Genomic DNA, 14,182 nt, shown 5'->3' with positions numbered 1-14,182 from the left:
ATCATTTATATAGGATGCCATATATTCTTCTGTACAAGGGAGTGACACAACGAAGATGCCATATATTTACTGTTGGTATCCTTATTACTTTCCGAAAATAATGTCATCGGGCAATTCATTATGATCCGTTGCCCTGTCGTAAGGAAAATATGCATGGAGGCCTTCTCCGATTTCATAAACGTACTGACAAATGCCGGCTGCGAAATGTTCTTGATTGAACTCCCGTAATACATGACTTACCAACTCATGCCAGTATTCTTTCCCGGTTTTATTATAAATGCCTTCATCACCAAAAATGGCCAGCTGATGATCTTTAACTGCTATGTAAAGCAATACACCGTTGCGCTCACTGGTCTGATCCATTTTTAAATTATAGAAGATCTCAGAAGCCCGATCCACGGGATTCACATATTTGCAATGGCTTTCCATATATATGCGAATCTCACCACTGGTACGGCTTTCCGCATCCCTGATGGCTTGCACCACCTGCTCTTTCTCTTCGTTAGAAAGAAAATCGGGTTTATTTTTGCTAAATAGTGAAAATGCCACTTGATTTAAAATTTTATTTCAACATTTTTTTCGGCTCCTTCAGTTGCCGTAAATCCTTCTTTAATATCGAAACCAAAAGCCTTTGCTACCAGGTTTTTCGGAAAACCACGAACGGCTCCATTGTAATCTTTAACAGCTGCATTAAAATCAACACGGGCCACTTTGATCCGGCGTTCATTTCCTTCTAACTGTGTTTGCAATCCGCGAAAAGCTTCGGTACCTCTTAATACCGGATACTTTTCAATAACTGCAATAATACGATTGGACGCGGCAGCCAAAGTGTCTTGCAAGCCTGCTTGCTTATTGTAGTTTTCAGCGTTGATCTCGGATGAACTGCCAGATAACGCATTGCTTCTGGCTTCCGAAATTTTAGTGAGGGTTTCCTGTTCAAAGCTGGCCATTCCTTTTACGGTATTAACAAGGCTCGGTGTAAGATCGAGCCTGCGCTGGTATGTGTTTTGAACATCACCCCAGGTTTGTTGCATCTTCTCTTCTTTTTTACCAAAGAGTTGTACGCTACAATTACGTAAAGTCCAAGCAACACAAAGAAAGCACCGATCAAATATCCGGAGAACCGTTTCTTCTGCATTAGAAAATGATGAATGATGAATGATGAATATTTAAAGTTCAATGTTTAATATTCATCATTCAAGTATTTAATATTTTTTAAAATTCAACTTTAGGAGCTGTTTCTGCACCGGGATCAGCTTTAAATGGTTCTTTGGCTTTAAAACCAAACATACCACCTAACATATTCATCGGGAATGACCGCACCTTAGTGTTGTAACTGTTAACAGCACTATTGTAGGCATTACGTGAAGAACGAATTTCATTTTCAATACCTTCTAACTGGCCTTGCAATTGTAAAAAGTTTTGATTTGCTTTTAGATCAGGATAACTTTCTACTACAGCTAAGAGGCGGCTTAACGCGCTGCTCACCTGTCCCTGAGCGGCCTGAAATTGCGCCATGTTTTCAGGTGTTAATTGATCAGCTGAAATATTTACAGATGTAGCTTTTGACCTTGCTTCAATTACTTGTGTAAGTGTTTCCTGTTCAAATTTAGCGGCTCCTTTTACTGTACTCACCAAATTCCCAACAAGGTCATTACGCTTTTGATAATCGGTTTGTACATTAGCCCAGGCGTTCTTTACAACTTCATCTTCTTTAACAAGGCTGTTATATCCTTTACACCCCATGAAGCCAACGATAACCAGTGCAATCAACAGAATCAGACCAATTCCTTTCATTTGTTTAATTTTTAATGCCCTTCCGGATGAAACTCGGTTGGACGGGTTTTTAATGACCAGCTATCCCGGTATTTACCGGAGACCCTACAAATATTTGTTTATTTAAAATATACTGAAGGGTAATTAAGCCGTATTTTATTTTAAAGTTCGTAAAACAAATTTATACAATTAATCATGGGAAAGAAATATATAAACAACATATTCGGTAAACTTCTGTCAGACGTCGGTAAATATTTCAAGTGCGAAATGTACGGCATTAAAGTTTTAGTATGTAAAACGCCAGAAAAAGGTTAAATTAGTAGTGCAAAAAGCAACTGCTATTCTTAGCAAGCTTTTACGCAACGATACTGAGAAGGAATGGAAAGTTTGTTCACCAATTAAACTTAACATTATGTACCAGTCATTTTACACACCGATTGTCTATGCTTCGCCAAACTATGTTTCTACGAAAGAAAAAATCCACCATTTTAAGAAGCTGAAGCCTCAATATTATTTATTTCTTTTACTGCTTTGCTTACCTATCGTTTTTACAGGATGCAAACAATCGAATGCTAATACGCAAAAAGAAAATATTCAGGCAGATAAAGATGCCATTTTAGCAACGATTGAAAAAGAAACAGTTTCCTTTTTTGCGAGAGATTATGAAGCATGGAAATCAACGTACGCCCAAACTGATTATGCTTTTCAGGCCTGGAGTAACCGGGATGGTACGTTTGATGCCAGCGTTGGCTGGAATGGAATCGACAATACTGTAGGTAAGTACATTCACGACAATCCGGAGCCACAATCCAGCAGCCACCCAACAGTAGAAAGAAAAAATATAAAGTATAAATTTTATGGGCCCGATGCATGCTATCTAACCTGGGATCAATTTAATAGTAATAAGGCAGGCGACAATTTCCATCATAGTAAAGAGGTAAGGATGATGGAAAAAATAGACGGGGAATGGAAAATTGTTTGTGTTGCAGCATTTTGGGATTATGTAAATCCAATTGCCGGGGACAAGTTAAAAGACATTCAAAGGATGGACAAAGAGTCGAGGGGAACTGAAAAGATTTAGCGATTTAAAGTGCTTGTGGAAGTCACCAAACAGGCCGTTATGGGGGAACGCAGGCACAAGTCGCACCCTTTATCTATGAAATAATTATACACCCCAAAAGGTCGTTAATGTATTAGCGGCCTTTTTTCTTTTTACTAGATTTTTGTTTATTGCCTGCAACCGATTTATCTAAAAGTGGGTTTGATACAATTATAGGCTTGGGCTTGGTAGTGGTTTCATTCTTTTCAATTTCAATTTCATTGATGATTATGCTTTCCGGAGCGATGATGCTAAAATCTGCCATATTCTCCAGCCTCATTTTGTCAGATGCAGTTACAAACCGTCTTAACGATTTTAGATTTAATGGCGTTATTTTACATTCATTAACCATTTCTATGTTGCCAGTAGCTACATCAATTTTATAAATCTCCGGAGCATTAAAAGAAAAATCTTTTACAATATAAGCCGTAGGCAGGCCTTCCTCCTTCGCAAGCTGAAGCAGCCTGCTTTTCATTGAATCTATAGCTGTTGTTTTGGCAGCACTTAGCTGCAATACACCAGCGCTATAATTTCTGCCCATAAAAGATTGTGCAAAACCTTGCGACTTTGGAAATTTTTTAGTAGGCGTTCTTCCATTCAAAAGTGCTTTTAGTATGCCGTCCCCTATCAATACTAATGAGTCTTCAGGCATTACACCTTCGTCATCAATCTTATAGTATCCGGTTGTTTTTTTTCCATTAAAAGTTTTTAAAGTAGGCGTTGCGGTAATCGTAAGATCAGCCGACACCAGTTTTTGCCCCAGCTTTTCTTCATAATTCGTTTCTCCTGAGTTATAACCCAGAATTGATTTACGCTTTGCCTGCAAAGTAGTAGCAAAACATTGATGAACGACATCGGTTACAGCATTGCCCACAAATAAAACAGGCCCCATGTAAGATCCCTCAAATGGTTTTGCCTGTTCTTTCATCTTTATTTTTTCTATCAATTCTTTGACATGGTTCTGAAGTGTTTCAAAAGATGGAAGTTCATCTATACTTTTTACAGTTATACTATAATTGCTGTTGTAATTATTACCTTCTTCGTCAGATGTAGCGCCAAACGCATTGAATGTTATATACCCGCCTGGTTTTCTAATTACAGCACCTTCGCTGCTTACTATATAATCTTCATAACTGTACACAATAAGGCGACAGTAAGACGTAGTAATTTTGGAATGTGTATTAAATAATGCAGATAAGTTACGTAGCTTTTTTCCCATTCGCTTGTATTAACATTGATGGGTTGAGCAACACCAAAATCTTTTGTTACAACCGGAATTTTTGCGAAGTCATCCAGGGCCAGCTCCTTCTCGTCGACAGTAACTCTTTTTAAAGAGGATACAAAACTGCTGTATTGCCTTGCGTTATTTTTATATGCCCGATCCGTTTCCAACCATAATAAACGCCGGTATTCATCTGCGTCATCCTCATCAGGAAGCCCAACAAAATAACCGTCGTACATCATATAATCGAAATTCCGATGATAATCACCCACTCTTAACTTTACTGATACCGATTTATTATTAACAGGCGTTTTAACGCTGCTGGTAATTTCGCCACGCTCACTGTTCAAACTATAAGAATATTGATTACGCAAATTGTATGCAATAAAGAAAGGTTTTTCAAGATCTGGTAAATGCAGACGCTTGATATTCCGTTGTAATTCCTGGTTAAGAACCTTTACATAGAAATTATCTGTTAAATCTTGCGCAATAATTGTTGAGCTGCCAAATGCCGCTACCAACAACAGAAATAATATTTTTCTTTTCATCTCAGACGACTATTTATGATTTATGATGTCGGATGTACAAATTTTCAACTTATAATCTTACTTAACCGCCAATTGCATTGGCGGCTATTGCATTGAAGCCCTTCAGGCTTCCTCAAAAAGTCAGCCTTACGAACTTATCGACCTACTTGTCCAAATCCGGTCTTGGTAATACCGGCATACGTTCTGACGATTTACTTTTTTCTGTGTTTCAATAACGTCAACAAAAATAGCTGGCGAAGAGGCTGAAACCGGCACCCAGCCTGAACCAGAGCCACACATGCCATTAAAGGTTTCCATTTGGTTACTGCAAGCTGCAATATGTTTGAACATCGAAAGCGGAGTACCAATAAGATCTACACCACGAACCAGTTCATCCGGCTTACCATCAGCATAAATCTTATATACTTCTGTTGGCAGAACATTGAATGCATTGGGTGTTGTACGGCCGACAGTGGTGAAGCCGCCTTGCACATCCTGAAAAAGGTAGCCATAAGGTTTGCCTTGTTTTTTACATTCATCGATCAGCATTTTTCGTAACTCTTCAAAAGACTTATCACTCTTGCCGGTTACAATAAGATTACTTTGCCGGCTTTCAGGCACGCCACCAGGAGCAGTTCTCGCATGACCATTACTTCCACTAACACCATTGATCGGTGTTCTAGTCATTAAAAAATTTCTAAGAATTCCATTTTCAACAACGTCGACTTTTTGTGCCGCTACACCTTCATCATCAAATCGATAAAAGCCATTTATTTCTGCGCCCGCCACATTCTTTCTGGTTGGATCCATAGTGATGCTTAAAAACGGAGGTAATACTTCAGTGCCTATTTTATTTTTAAACGTTTGCCCATCAAACTCGTTTTTCATTCTTTTACCTTCAAGCCGATGCCCAAATATTTCGTGAAAAAAACACCGGCAGCGCGGCCCGAAAGTATGGCTGGGCCTACGAAAGGATCTGCCAAAGGTGATTTTCTTAATTGACTGAGTTTAGTACTCATTGTCTTAACATCTAAAATAACACTATCGCTTGAAGGCAGTTCGGCAGGATTATAAGCGAAATAAAGTTTATACAAAGGAAGCTCCATGCCATCATCTGCTTTGCTATTTCCATAAATACTTTGCCATGTTTCAGTTGCATTTTCAGCAATGTCAGATCCATCTGTATCGACGAAATATTTACGGGTAATTTTAAACTCAAAATTTGCTCCACCCATTAGCAGATCCGGATTCTGTTTGAAAATAACTGTGTAGGATTTAAGCCTATTAGCTATTTCCTGCAAATCGGGTTTTAACTGAGCATAATTAAGCGGCTCATCAAAATAGACCTCTTTTTTTGCGTGCGAAAAATCAGCGGCTGTATCCTCTTCTGCTACTCTTACTTTTTTATTAGTGAGTAATTGCTCATACATCTGCGCTGCGTTTTTATACGCCATATCCGTGCTTTTCCAAATAGAAAGCCTTAAAAGGTCTTCGCTATTTACAATGGGCAAGCTACCTGATGCTCCATCAAATTGAATGTTATGTGTATTGTCAAACTGATAAGTACCCACCCTTATAGTAGGCGTGAAGATCCTTACACGACTGGAGTCAATTGAATTGATAACACCAAAGCTTGCATTTACTCGGTACGACATGATATCATCTACTCGATAACTCATGTAATACACATTTTTATCAGCAACTTTTAGTTGTGCATATTCTCGGTGCAGTTCCTCTTTTAAAACTTTTGAAAGGGGATCTTGTGCGTTGACATCCACCAAAAGAAGGTGGGCACAAATAAGCAGCAAAGCGCGGGTAGCGTTTATCATATAATAAAGATAGTGAATGGTAAATAGCCAATAGTCAACACCCTATCCACCACTCACTTTTTCACTATCGACCATTGCTCCTTTTTATCAAGATGCAATTATTTGGGATTTGCATAACTTTTAACGTCATCTTCCCCAATTGTTTTTCCGCTTAGAATAACAAGGCGTTCAACAACGTTTCTCAACTCACGTATATTACCCGTCCAATTGTATTGCTGAAGTAATTTTAAGGCGTCGGCATCAATTCCTTTTTTGCGATACCATAATCTGTACAAATACTTTCCAGAAACGTATCAATAAGGTGAGGAATATCATCACGGCGTTCGTTCAGGGACGGAACATGAATTAATATCACGCTCAGACGGTGATAGAGATCCAGCCTGAAATTTTTTTGCTCAACTTCCTGTAAGAGATCTTTATTAGTAGCGGCAATAACCCTTACATCTACATTAATATCTTTGTCTGCGCCTACTCTGGTAATTTTCCCTTCCTGCAAAGCACGCAACACTTTGGCTTGGGCGCTAAGACTCATATCACCAATTTCATCCAAAAACAAAGTACCTCCGTTAGCTTGTTCAAATTTTCCAATTCTTTGTTTAACCGCTGATGTAAAAGATCCTTTTTCGTGGCCAAACAACTCCGATTCGATCAGCTCTGTCGGGATTGCCGCACAGTTTACTTCTACCAACGGACTGTTATTTCTTGTGCTTTTTTCGTGCAACCAACGTGCAACCAACTCCTTGCCAACTCCATTTTCACCGGTTACTAAAACCCTCGCTTCCGTTGGGGCTACTTTATCGATCGTTTCTTTAATTTTTAGGATGGGCTCCGAATCACCAACAATGTCCTGAACTTTCGAGATCCTTTTCTTAAGCACTTTAGTTTCTGTAACAAGAGTACCTTTATCAAGTGCATTTTTGATAGTGATCAGCAATCTGTTCAAATCAGGTGGCTTGGAAATAAAATCATACGCCCCCGTCTTCACAGCTTCTACTGCTGTTTCAATAGTGCCATGACCCGAAATCATAATAATAGGAATATCAGGATGAATTTCTAATGCCTTACTTAAAAACTCCATGCCATCCATCTTAGGCATTTTTATATCGCACAGAACGGCGTCGCATTTGTTTTCCGAAAAAATCTTAAGACCCTGTTCTCCATCCGCTGCCTCAAGAGTTTTATATCCCTCAAAAGAAAGAATCTCAATCAGCGTTTTTCTGATAGAAACTTCATCATCTATTACAAGAATAAGCGAAGCGTTATCGTTTGTTGTTTTATTTCTATTAGGCACTTATAAATTTTTGTATTTTGAATATTACGCTAAAAGTCCACAAGCATATAAATATAGCTCATGGACTTTTAAAGATAAGATATACAGTGTATTATTTCTTCTGATACATTACTTCTTTAACAAGCTTTACAGTACGTGCTACATCTGGCAACGCAGCAGCAACCAAGTTTGGAGCATAATGTAAAGGAGCGTCGGCGGCAGTGATGCGGCGTACAGGAGCATCTAAATAATCAAATGCATCTTTCTGCACGTTATAAGCAATTTCAGAAGATACTGAAGCGAATGGCCACTGCTCTTCTACAATTACCAACCTGTTTGTTTTTTTGATACTATTCACAATTGTAGGAACATCTAAAGGACGAATGGTGCGTAAATCGATCACTTCTGCACTGATTCCTTCCTTCTCCAGCTCGGCAGCAGCACCCAAAGCCACTTTCATCATTTTATTATAAGAAACAATTGTAACATCTGTTCCTTCTTTTTCACATCTGCTTTGCCTAATTCAATATAATATTCTTCTTCAGGTACTTCCATTTTTTCGCCATACATCACCTCGCTTTCCATAAACATCACAGGATCTTCTTCGTAACGGATTGCTTGTTTCAACAAACCTTTTGCATCGTAAGGATTACTTGGAGATACGACTTTAATACCAGGAATGTTGGCATACATGGCTTCAAAAGCTGTGCTGTGCTGTGCACCTAACTGGCCGGCAGAACCATTACCACCTCTGAACACAATGGGACAAGAAATTTGTCCCCCGCTCATTGCCAACATTTTAGAAGCAGTATTCAAAATCTGATCTAAAGCTAATACCGCAAAATTCCAGGTCATAAACTCTACAATCGGCCTCAAACCTCTTTGTGCAGCGCCCACGCCAACCGCAGTAAATCCAAGTTCGGCAATAGGTGTATCTAAAATTCTTTTAGGGCCAAATTCTGCCAGCATTCCCTGGCTTACTTTATAGGCTCCATTATATTCTGCTACTTCTTCTCCCATCAAAAACACCCTGTCATCCCTTCTCATCTCCTCGTTCATGGCTTCTCTTAAAGCCTCTCTAAATGCAATTATTCTTGCCATATTTTTTTGTTGATACTTTTAAAGTGGGGCAAATTTAAACGTAAAATGTAGAATATTCAATTTAAAATGTAAAATACTCAATGCAAAATATAAAATGAGGAATATTCAATATAAACAATAGGTGATTTCAGACTGTATCTTTGTGCAATGCAATCACATTTTCCCCTGATTATCATTGGCGGTGGCCCGATAGGCATGGCCTGCGCACTCGAAGCGCAGAAGAACAATATTGAATATGTTGTTATTGAAAAAGGATGCCTGGTTAATTCATTGTATAACTATCCGGTAAATATGACTTTTTTTCTACTTCAGACAGACTGGAGATAGGAAATGTACCATTTGTATCCAATAATCCAAAGCCAACACGAAATGAAGCGCTTGAATATTACCGAAGGGTTGCGCAAAGCTTTAATTTGAATATTAATTTGTTTGAAGAAGTCATTCAAGTTGACAGAGGACAGTTGACAGATGACAGTAGGACGTCGTTTACAGTTAAAACTTCAAAATCAACATATAGTTGTAATAACATCATTATTGCAACAGGCTTTTATGATATCCCTTATCTGCTCAATATTCCCGGTGAAGAGCTGCCTAAAGTTACACATTATTACAGCGACCCTCATTTCTATGCTTTCCAGGATGTTGTAGTTGTTGGTGCTATGAACTCTGCTGTTGACGCAGCCTTGGAAACCTATAGAAAAGGAGCAAATGTAACCATGATCGTTAAAGGCGATTCAATCGGTTCACGGGTAAAATATTGGGTAAAACCCGATATTGAAAACCGCATCAAAGAAGGCTCTATCAAAGCTTATTTTAATGCATCCTTAAAAGAAATAAGGCCTGAAGACGTTGATATTGAAACGCCTGACGATTTGATTACACTAAAAAATGACTGGGTAATAGCAGCTACGGGTTATCAGCCCAATCTTCGGTTTTTAGAACAGGTTGGGATAGAGCTTAGCAGCGATGAAGTACGTTGCCCAACAATCAATCAAGACACACATGAAACAAATATTCCCGGCATTTATCTTGCAGGAGTTATTTGCGGAGGCATGAATACGCATCGTTTGTTTATAGAAAATTCAAGAGAACATGCGGTGAAGATTATGAAAGATATAGCCCCCTAACCCCGAAGGGAAAAATCAAGAAGCCGACACGGTCTGACAGTCTCCGTCTGACCGATTTGGCGATTGATAACAATCGAATATGTAGGCTTAGCTATGTACAACTGTACAAGCGAGTCCCGTGAGCGGGATAAACTGTGGCAAGATGGATGAGTTATATTCATCAGCCGGGGACAAAAAATAAAAATTACAAATGAACGAACCAGGTGATTATATAAAAGCCCGGCAACTAAAAAAGCATAAAAGTATTGCAACAGGTCTGTTTTTGTTGATGGCAATCATTTACATCGGCACAACCTGGCTGTTAAAAACGCATCATTATGTTTGGCTGGGTTATATCAACGCATTTGCAGAAGCCGCTATGGTAGGCGCTTTAGCGGATTGGTTTGCCGTAACTGCATTATTTCATCATCCTTTGGGCATTCCTATTCCGCACACCAATTTAATTGAAAACCGAAAAAAAGTATTGGTAATAATCTTGGAGGGTTTGTGGTATCTAATTTTTTAAATGCCGCGACTATCAGGCCGTATGTTGCTAAAATAAATGTGAGTACACTGCTTACACAGTGGATGGATAACCCCAAAAATATTGAACTGCTGTCTGCCGAGATCTCCAAAATTTTAAAGGATGTTATTCAAAAAGCCGATGACAAAGCGGTAACCAGTTTTATTGCCAACAAATCGAAAGAGCTTCTGAAAGAAATAAAATTAAATGAAGTGCTGGCATCAGGGCTGGATATTATTGTGGAAAGAGGTGACCAGGTTCGCATACTTAATTATATTGTTTTAAAGCTTCGAGGCTATATTATGGAGAACGAGGCGATGGTTCGCCAACGTGTAAAAAAGGAAAGCCATATTTTGATACCCGGCTTTGTTGACAATATGATTGCATCGAAAATCACAAATGGATTGGCTAAATATTTATTGGAAATTGAAGACGATCCCAATCATAAAATAAGGAAGGAACTAAATGAGCAGTTGGAGCAATTTATTAATGATATCAGAAGCAGCCCCAAATGGCAGCAGGAGTTGCAGGAAGTGAAACAAATGTTATTAGACGGCAATAGGATAGAACAATATGCTGCTGCTGTTTGGAAGCATCTGCAACTAAGCATTATCAACGATCTGAGTCAGAAGAATCTGCGATTCAGTTATATTTAAAAAAGACGATGCAGGAACTAACCGATAATTTAAAACATGATCAGGCTTTACAACAAAAGTTAGATAGATGGATCAGGCACACAGCGTACAGATATATTTTAAGAAACACAGCAAAAGCTGGCGAGCTCATTAGCAATACCGTTGGCGACTGGGAAGGTAAAGAACTCAGCAATAAACTGGAGCTGGAAGTGGGCAAAGACCTTCAGTTTATACGCATCAATGGAACGATTGTAGGCGGCCTTGTTGGGTTGATTATATATACAATTACCCGTTTTATTGAGAATAGTTAATATAATTTTACCAGCTTTTGCATTACTATCATCGATATTGTGTCACTCCCTTCATCGTCCCGATTAATTATTAACAATCACCATTAAAGAATGTACACACAAATAATATTCAGCAATATTGCTGAAGAAATAAAAGACATCGTCATTGCCAGCCTGCAGGATAAGGCAGAAGGTTTTGAAGAAACAGATCATGAATTAAAAGCCATCTTTTTAACAGAACAATTTGATGAAGCGAGCATCAACGAAATAGCATCAGCACATCATATTTTATATCAAAAAGAAAAAATAGAAACTCAGAACTGGAATGCTTTATGGGAATCCAATTTCAGTCCCGTTGTAGTTGATGGTTTTGTTGGCATAAGGGCTTCATTTCATGAACCGATGAAGGGTGTTGAGCATGAGATCGTAATCACACCAAAAATGAGTTTTGGTACAGGCCATCATGCTACAACACATTTGATGATGCAACAAATGCAAAAAATCGACTTCACTAATAAAGCTGTTTTTGATTTTGGAACCGGAACCGGCGTTTTAGCAATATTGGCTCACAAGTTAGGCGCTTCGTCTGTTGTTGCCAATGATATAGATGATTGGAGCATTGCTAACGCAAAAGAAAACTTTGAAAAAAATGACACAGCAGGTATTAGTTTAATACAATCAGATTCGGGTTTGCTCGATCAGAAATTTGATATCATTCTGGCAAATATCAATCGCAATGTTCTGATCAATAATATTCCGGTACTATCTAATCAGCTTAAAGAAAAAGGCGTTATTATACTAAGCGGCATATTGGAGGAAGATGAGGAAATAATTACAAACACTGCGCAATCCAGCCAATTAGATCTGGTTGAAAAAATTTCCAGGAATAAATGGATATGCTTAATTTTTTCATATGAATCCTAAGTCGCTGTAAAACAGTTACATTAGTCAGGCAATAAGGAACACTGATTCTTATTTTAATTTTCGGCTATATATTTGCGACCGTTAGAATGCATAACGTTTTGAAATTTCAATCTTTTACAGGTTATCATTTTAATATATTTTGTTAGCAGTTTGATGCTTATATATGTTATATTTGATATTCAAATTGCTCCATAACGGATAATCAAATGCAGGAAATCTTATTAGTTTTATGTGCTTATTGTTTGGGAAGTATTCCTACATCCGTTTGGGTGAGCAGGGGGTTTTTCGGCATAGATATACGAGACTACGGAAGCGGTAATGCAGGCGCTACTAACACCTTCAGAACACTTGGACCGCGTTGGGGCTCTTTCGTAATGATATGTGATGTGCTGAAAGGCTTTTTTGCAGTAAAGCTTGTTGAACTGTTGCCAGCATTTGACACTGAAATCGCATTACTGAATATGCAACTTATTTTTGGCATTGCAGCTGTAATAGGACATATATTCCCTGTTTGGGCAGATTTTAAAGGTGGCAAAGGAGTAGCAACATTATTTGGATTAGTTATTGGAATTTCACCCTGGACCGCATTAGCATGTTCGGGCGTTTTTTTGTTAGTACTTTATCTAACCCGATTCGTTTCATTAAGCTCAATCCTCGCCAGCATTGCATTTCCTGTATTTATATTAGTCATCTTCAATGTAGATAATCACTTTTATCGTGTTTTTGCAGTTGCCGTTGCACTGCTGGTAATTCTAACACATCAGAAGAATATCAGCCGCATTATTAAAGGTGGTGAAAATAAAGTTCCTATCTTTAAAAAGAGGGATAGAAGGAGACTAAAAGACCAAAACGACTAAATCTTCTTTTCCAGGATATACATTCTCAAACCGTACTTTTATACTTTTGGTATAATGATTGCGTTTATTGCTTAGACATTTTAGATTTAAATTAAATGCCAAAACAATGATAAAAAAATACTCAGCCTTTTCGCTGTTGCAGCAATTGCAATTTCCTGTTCAACCAATGCTGTTACAGGTAGAAGCCAGTTTAAACTTTTGCCAGAATCTCAATTGCAGCAAATGGCTGTTAGTGAATATCAATCTTTTTTATCGGGTAGCAAAGTTGTTCCAAGTTCATCTAAAAACAGAGATGCAGAAATGGTAAACCGGGTGGGACAGCGGATCGTGTCAGCCGTTACGGAGTTTTTCAAACAAAACAATATGTCGCAGGACTTGCAGGGATACCAATGGGAAACAAAGCTGGTTCAAGACAATCAGGCAAATGCCTGGTGCATGCCCGGTGGGAAAATTGTAGTGTACACTGGGCTGCTCCCCATCACTCAGAATGAAGCTGCCCTGGCCAATGTAATGGGGCACGAGGTTTCTCACGCTTTATTTGGACATACAAATGAACGTATGAGCCAGACAATTGCAGCACAATATGGTGGAAGCATTTTAGATGCGTTTATGGCTAACAAAAGTTCTGCAGGTATGAGAAATATATTTAGCAGCGCAGTAGGTGTTGGTTCGCAAGTAGGAATTCTGGCATTTGGAAGAAAACAGGAATTAGAAGCGGACCGTTACGGAATGATTTGGGCCGCAATGGCTGGTTATAACCCTCAGGAAGCCATAGGTTTATGGCAAAGAATGCAAGCTCAGGCAGGCGGCGGCAATACGCCTGAATTTTTAAGCACACATCCAGGACCGGAAAGAAGAATAGAACAACTTCAAAAATATTTGCCTGAAGCCATGAAATATTACAAACCAATCGGTAAGTAAAAAATACATATTTAATTTAAGTAATTTAAAAGCCATTGACTTACAGAAGTCAGTGGCTTTTTTGTTAAATATGTCGATTATTAAACATATTTAGGTTACCTT

16 protein-coding genes and 2 pseudogenes are annotated in these 14,182 nt (G+C 38.5%); 7 read left to right on the top strand and 11 right to left on the bottom strand.

The window, feature by feature from the left end:
* Positions 1-84: 84 nt before the first annotated feature.
* From MKP09_RS05685 to MKP09_RS05675, 3 genes are all read right to left on the bottom strand, one after another.
* Positions 85-549: a TPM domain-containing protein gene (locus MKP09_RS05685; protein WP_240826820.1), complete on the bottom strand. Its 465-nt coding sequence runs from the start codon at positions 547-549 to the stop codon at positions 85-87.
* Positions 550-554: 5 nt separating this feature from the next.
* Positions 555-1,034, bottom strand: coding sequence for a LemA family protein (locus MKP09_RS05680; RefSeq protein WP_240826819.1), 480 nt, complete (start codon positions 1,032-1,034; stop codon positions 555-557).
* Between the two features lie 181 nt (positions 1,035-1,215).
* Complete coding sequence (locus MKP09_RS05675) at positions 1,216-1,797, bottom strand: LemA family protein (RefSeq protein WP_240826818.1); 582 nt, start codon at positions 1,795-1,797, stop codon at positions 1,216-1,218.
* A 301-nt stretch (positions 1,798-2,098) separates the two neighbouring features.
* Here MKP09_RS05675 and MKP09_RS05670 point away from each other — a divergent pair, with 301 nt between their 5' ends.
* Positions 2,099-2,857 carry a hypothetical protein gene (locus MKP09_RS05670; protein WP_240826817.1) on the top strand — a complete coding sequence of 253 codons (759 nt, stop codon included), beginning with the start codon at positions 2,099-2,101 and terminating at the stop codon, positions 2,855-2,857.
* A gap of 112 nt (positions 2,858-2,969) precedes the next feature.
* Here the strand turns inward: MKP09_RS05670 and MKP09_RS05665 are convergent, their stop codons facing one another.
* From MKP09_RS05665 to MKP09_RS05635, 8 genes are all read right to left on the bottom strand, one after another.
* The gene (locus MKP09_RS05665; protein ID WP_240826816.1) at positions 2,970-4,094 is read right to left on the bottom strand and encodes a metallopeptidase TldD-related protein; all 1,125 of its coding nucleotides are present in this window, start codon (positions 4,092-4,094) and stop codon (positions 2,970-2,972) included.
* Complete coding sequence (locus MKP09_RS05660; RefSeq protein ID WP_240826815.1) at positions 3,992-4,645, bottom strand: hypothetical protein; 654 nt, start codon at positions 4,643-4,645, stop codon at positions 3,992-3,994. Before MKP09_RS05660 ends, MKP09_RS05665 begins: the two co-directional genes overlap by 103 nt.
* Positions 4,646-4,771: 126 nt before the next feature.
* Positions 4,772-5,512: a metallopeptidase TldD-related protein gene (locus MKP09_RS05655; RefSeq protein WP_240826814.1), complete on the bottom strand. Its 741-nt coding sequence runs from the start codon at positions 5,510-5,512 to the stop codon at positions 4,772-4,774.
* Entirely contained in the window at positions 5,509-6,453 is a 945-nt protein-coding gene (locus tag MKP09_RS05650; protein WP_240826813.1) for a hypothetical protein, read from the bottom strand. The genes MKP09_RS05655 and MKP09_RS05650 overlap by 4 nt, the downstream gene beginning before the upstream one ends.
* Positions 6,454-6,551: 98 nt before the next feature.
* Positions 6,552-6,728, bottom strand: coding sequence for an AAA-type ATPase lid domain-containing protein (locus MKP09_RS28600; RefSeq protein WP_449586514.1), 177 nt, complete (start codon positions 6,726-6,728; stop codon positions 6,552-6,554).
* Positions 6,680-7,744, bottom strand: a complete 1,065-nt coding sequence (locus MKP09_RS05645; RefSeq protein WP_240826812.1) for a sigma-54-dependent transcriptional regulator — start codon at positions 7,742-7,744, stop codon at positions 6,680-6,682. Before MKP09_RS05645 ends, MKP09_RS28600 begins: the two co-directional genes overlap by 49 nt.
* Positions 7,745-7,835: 91 nt before the next feature.
* The gene (locus tag MKP09_RS05640; RefSeq protein ID WP_240826811.1) at positions 7,836-8,186 is read right to left on the bottom strand and encodes a transketolase C-terminal domain-containing protein; all 351 of its coding nucleotides are present in this window, start codon (positions 8,184-8,186) and stop codon (positions 7,836-7,838) included.
* Entirely contained in the window at positions 8,183-8,824 is a 642-nt protein-coding gene (locus MKP09_RS05635) for a hypothetical protein (protein WP_240826810.1), read from the bottom strand. Before MKP09_RS05635 ends, MKP09_RS05640 begins: the two co-directional genes overlap by 4 nt.
* Positions 8,825-8,971: 147 nt before the next feature.
* Here MKP09_RS05635 and MKP09_RS05625 point away from each other — a divergent pair.
* The 6 genes and pseudogenes from MKP09_RS05625 (at position 8,972) to MKP09_RS05595 (ending at position 14,080) form a co-directional block, all read left to right on the top strand.
* A pseudogene (locus MKP09_RS05625) lies at positions 8,972-9,951 on the top strand (YpdA family putative bacillithiol disulfide reductase).
* Between the two features lie 190 nt (positions 9,952-10,141).
* Positions 10,142-11,109: pseudogene (locus tag MKP09_RS05615) on the top strand (DUF445 domain-containing protein).
* 8 nt (positions 11,110-11,117) lie between these two features.
* On the top strand, positions 11,118-11,399 hold the full coding sequence (locus MKP09_RS05610) for a DUF445 family protein (RefSeq protein WP_394801007.1): 282 nt from the start codon (positions 11,118-11,120) through the stop codon (positions 11,397-11,399).
* Between the two features lie 90 nt (positions 11,400-11,489).
* Positions 11,490-12,302: a 50S ribosomal protein L11 methyltransferase gene (gene prmA, locus MKP09_RS05605; RefSeq protein ID WP_240826805.1), complete on the top strand. Its 813-nt coding sequence runs from the start codon at positions 11,490-11,492 to the stop codon at positions 12,300-12,302.
* A gap of 206 nt (positions 12,303-12,508) precedes the next feature.
* Entirely contained in the window at positions 12,509-13,159 is a 651-nt protein-coding gene (gene plsY / locus MKP09_RS05600) for a glycerol-3-phosphate 1-O-acyltransferase PlsY (protein ID WP_240826804.1), read from the top strand.
* A 198-nt stretch (positions 13,160-13,357) separates the two neighbouring features.
* Positions 13,358-14,080: a M48 family metallopeptidase gene (locus MKP09_RS05595; protein WP_240826803.1), complete on the top strand. Its 723-nt coding sequence runs from the start codon at positions 13,358-13,360 to the stop codon at positions 14,078-14,080.
* Positions 14,081-14,182: the final 102 nt, after the last annotated feature.

Source organism: Paraniabella ginsengisoli (assembly GCF_022513635.1).
GTDB classification, from domain to species: Bacteria; Bacteroidota; Bacteroidia; order Chitinophagales; family Chitinophagaceae; genus Niabella; species Niabella ginsengisoli.
This window is presented reverse-complemented; position numbering and strand designations above follow the sequence as displayed.

Coding starts and splice junctions, on each gene's coding strand:
- MKP09_RS05660 (WP_240826815.1), bottom strand. CDS start 4,645: ATGAAAAGAAAAATATTATTTCTGTTGTTGGTAGCGGCATTTGGCAGC.
- MKP09_RS05640 (WP_240826811.1), bottom strand. CDS start 8,186: ATGATGAAAGTGGCTTTGGGTGCTGCTGCCGAGCTGGAGAAGGAAGGA.
- MKP09_RS05665 (WP_240826816.1), bottom strand. CDS start 4,094: ATGGGAAAAAAGCTACGTAACTTATCTGCATTATTTAATACACATTCC.
- MKP09_RS05675 (WP_240826818.1), bottom strand. CDS start 1,797: ATGAAAGGAATTGGTCTGATTCTGTTGATTGCACTGGTTATCGTTGGC.
- prmA (WP_240826805.1), top strand. CDS start 11,490: ATGTACACACAAATAATATTCAGCAATATTGCTGAAGAAATAAAAGAC.
- MKP09_RS05650 (WP_240826813.1), bottom strand. CDS start 6,453: ATGATAAACGCTACCCGCGCTTTGCTGCTTATTTGTGCCCACCTTCTT.
- MKP09_RS05610 (WP_394801007.1), top strand. CDS start 11,118: ATGCAGGAACTAACCGATAATTTAAAACATGATCAGGCTTTACAACAA.
- MKP09_RS05635 (WP_240826810.1), bottom strand. CDS start 8,824: ATGGCAAGAATAATTGCATTTAGAGAGGCTTTAAGAGAAGCCATGAAC.
- MKP09_RS05655 (WP_240826814.1), bottom strand. CDS start 5,512: ATGAAAAACGAGTTTGATGGGCAAACGTTTAAAAATAAAATAGGCACT.
- plsY (WP_240826804.1), top strand. CDS start 12,509: ATGCAGGAAATCTTATTAGTTTTATGTGCTTATTGTTTGGGAAGTATT.
- MKP09_RS05680 (WP_240826819.1), bottom strand. CDS start 1,034: ATGCAACAAACCTGGGGTGATGTTCAAAACACATACCAGCGCAGGCTC.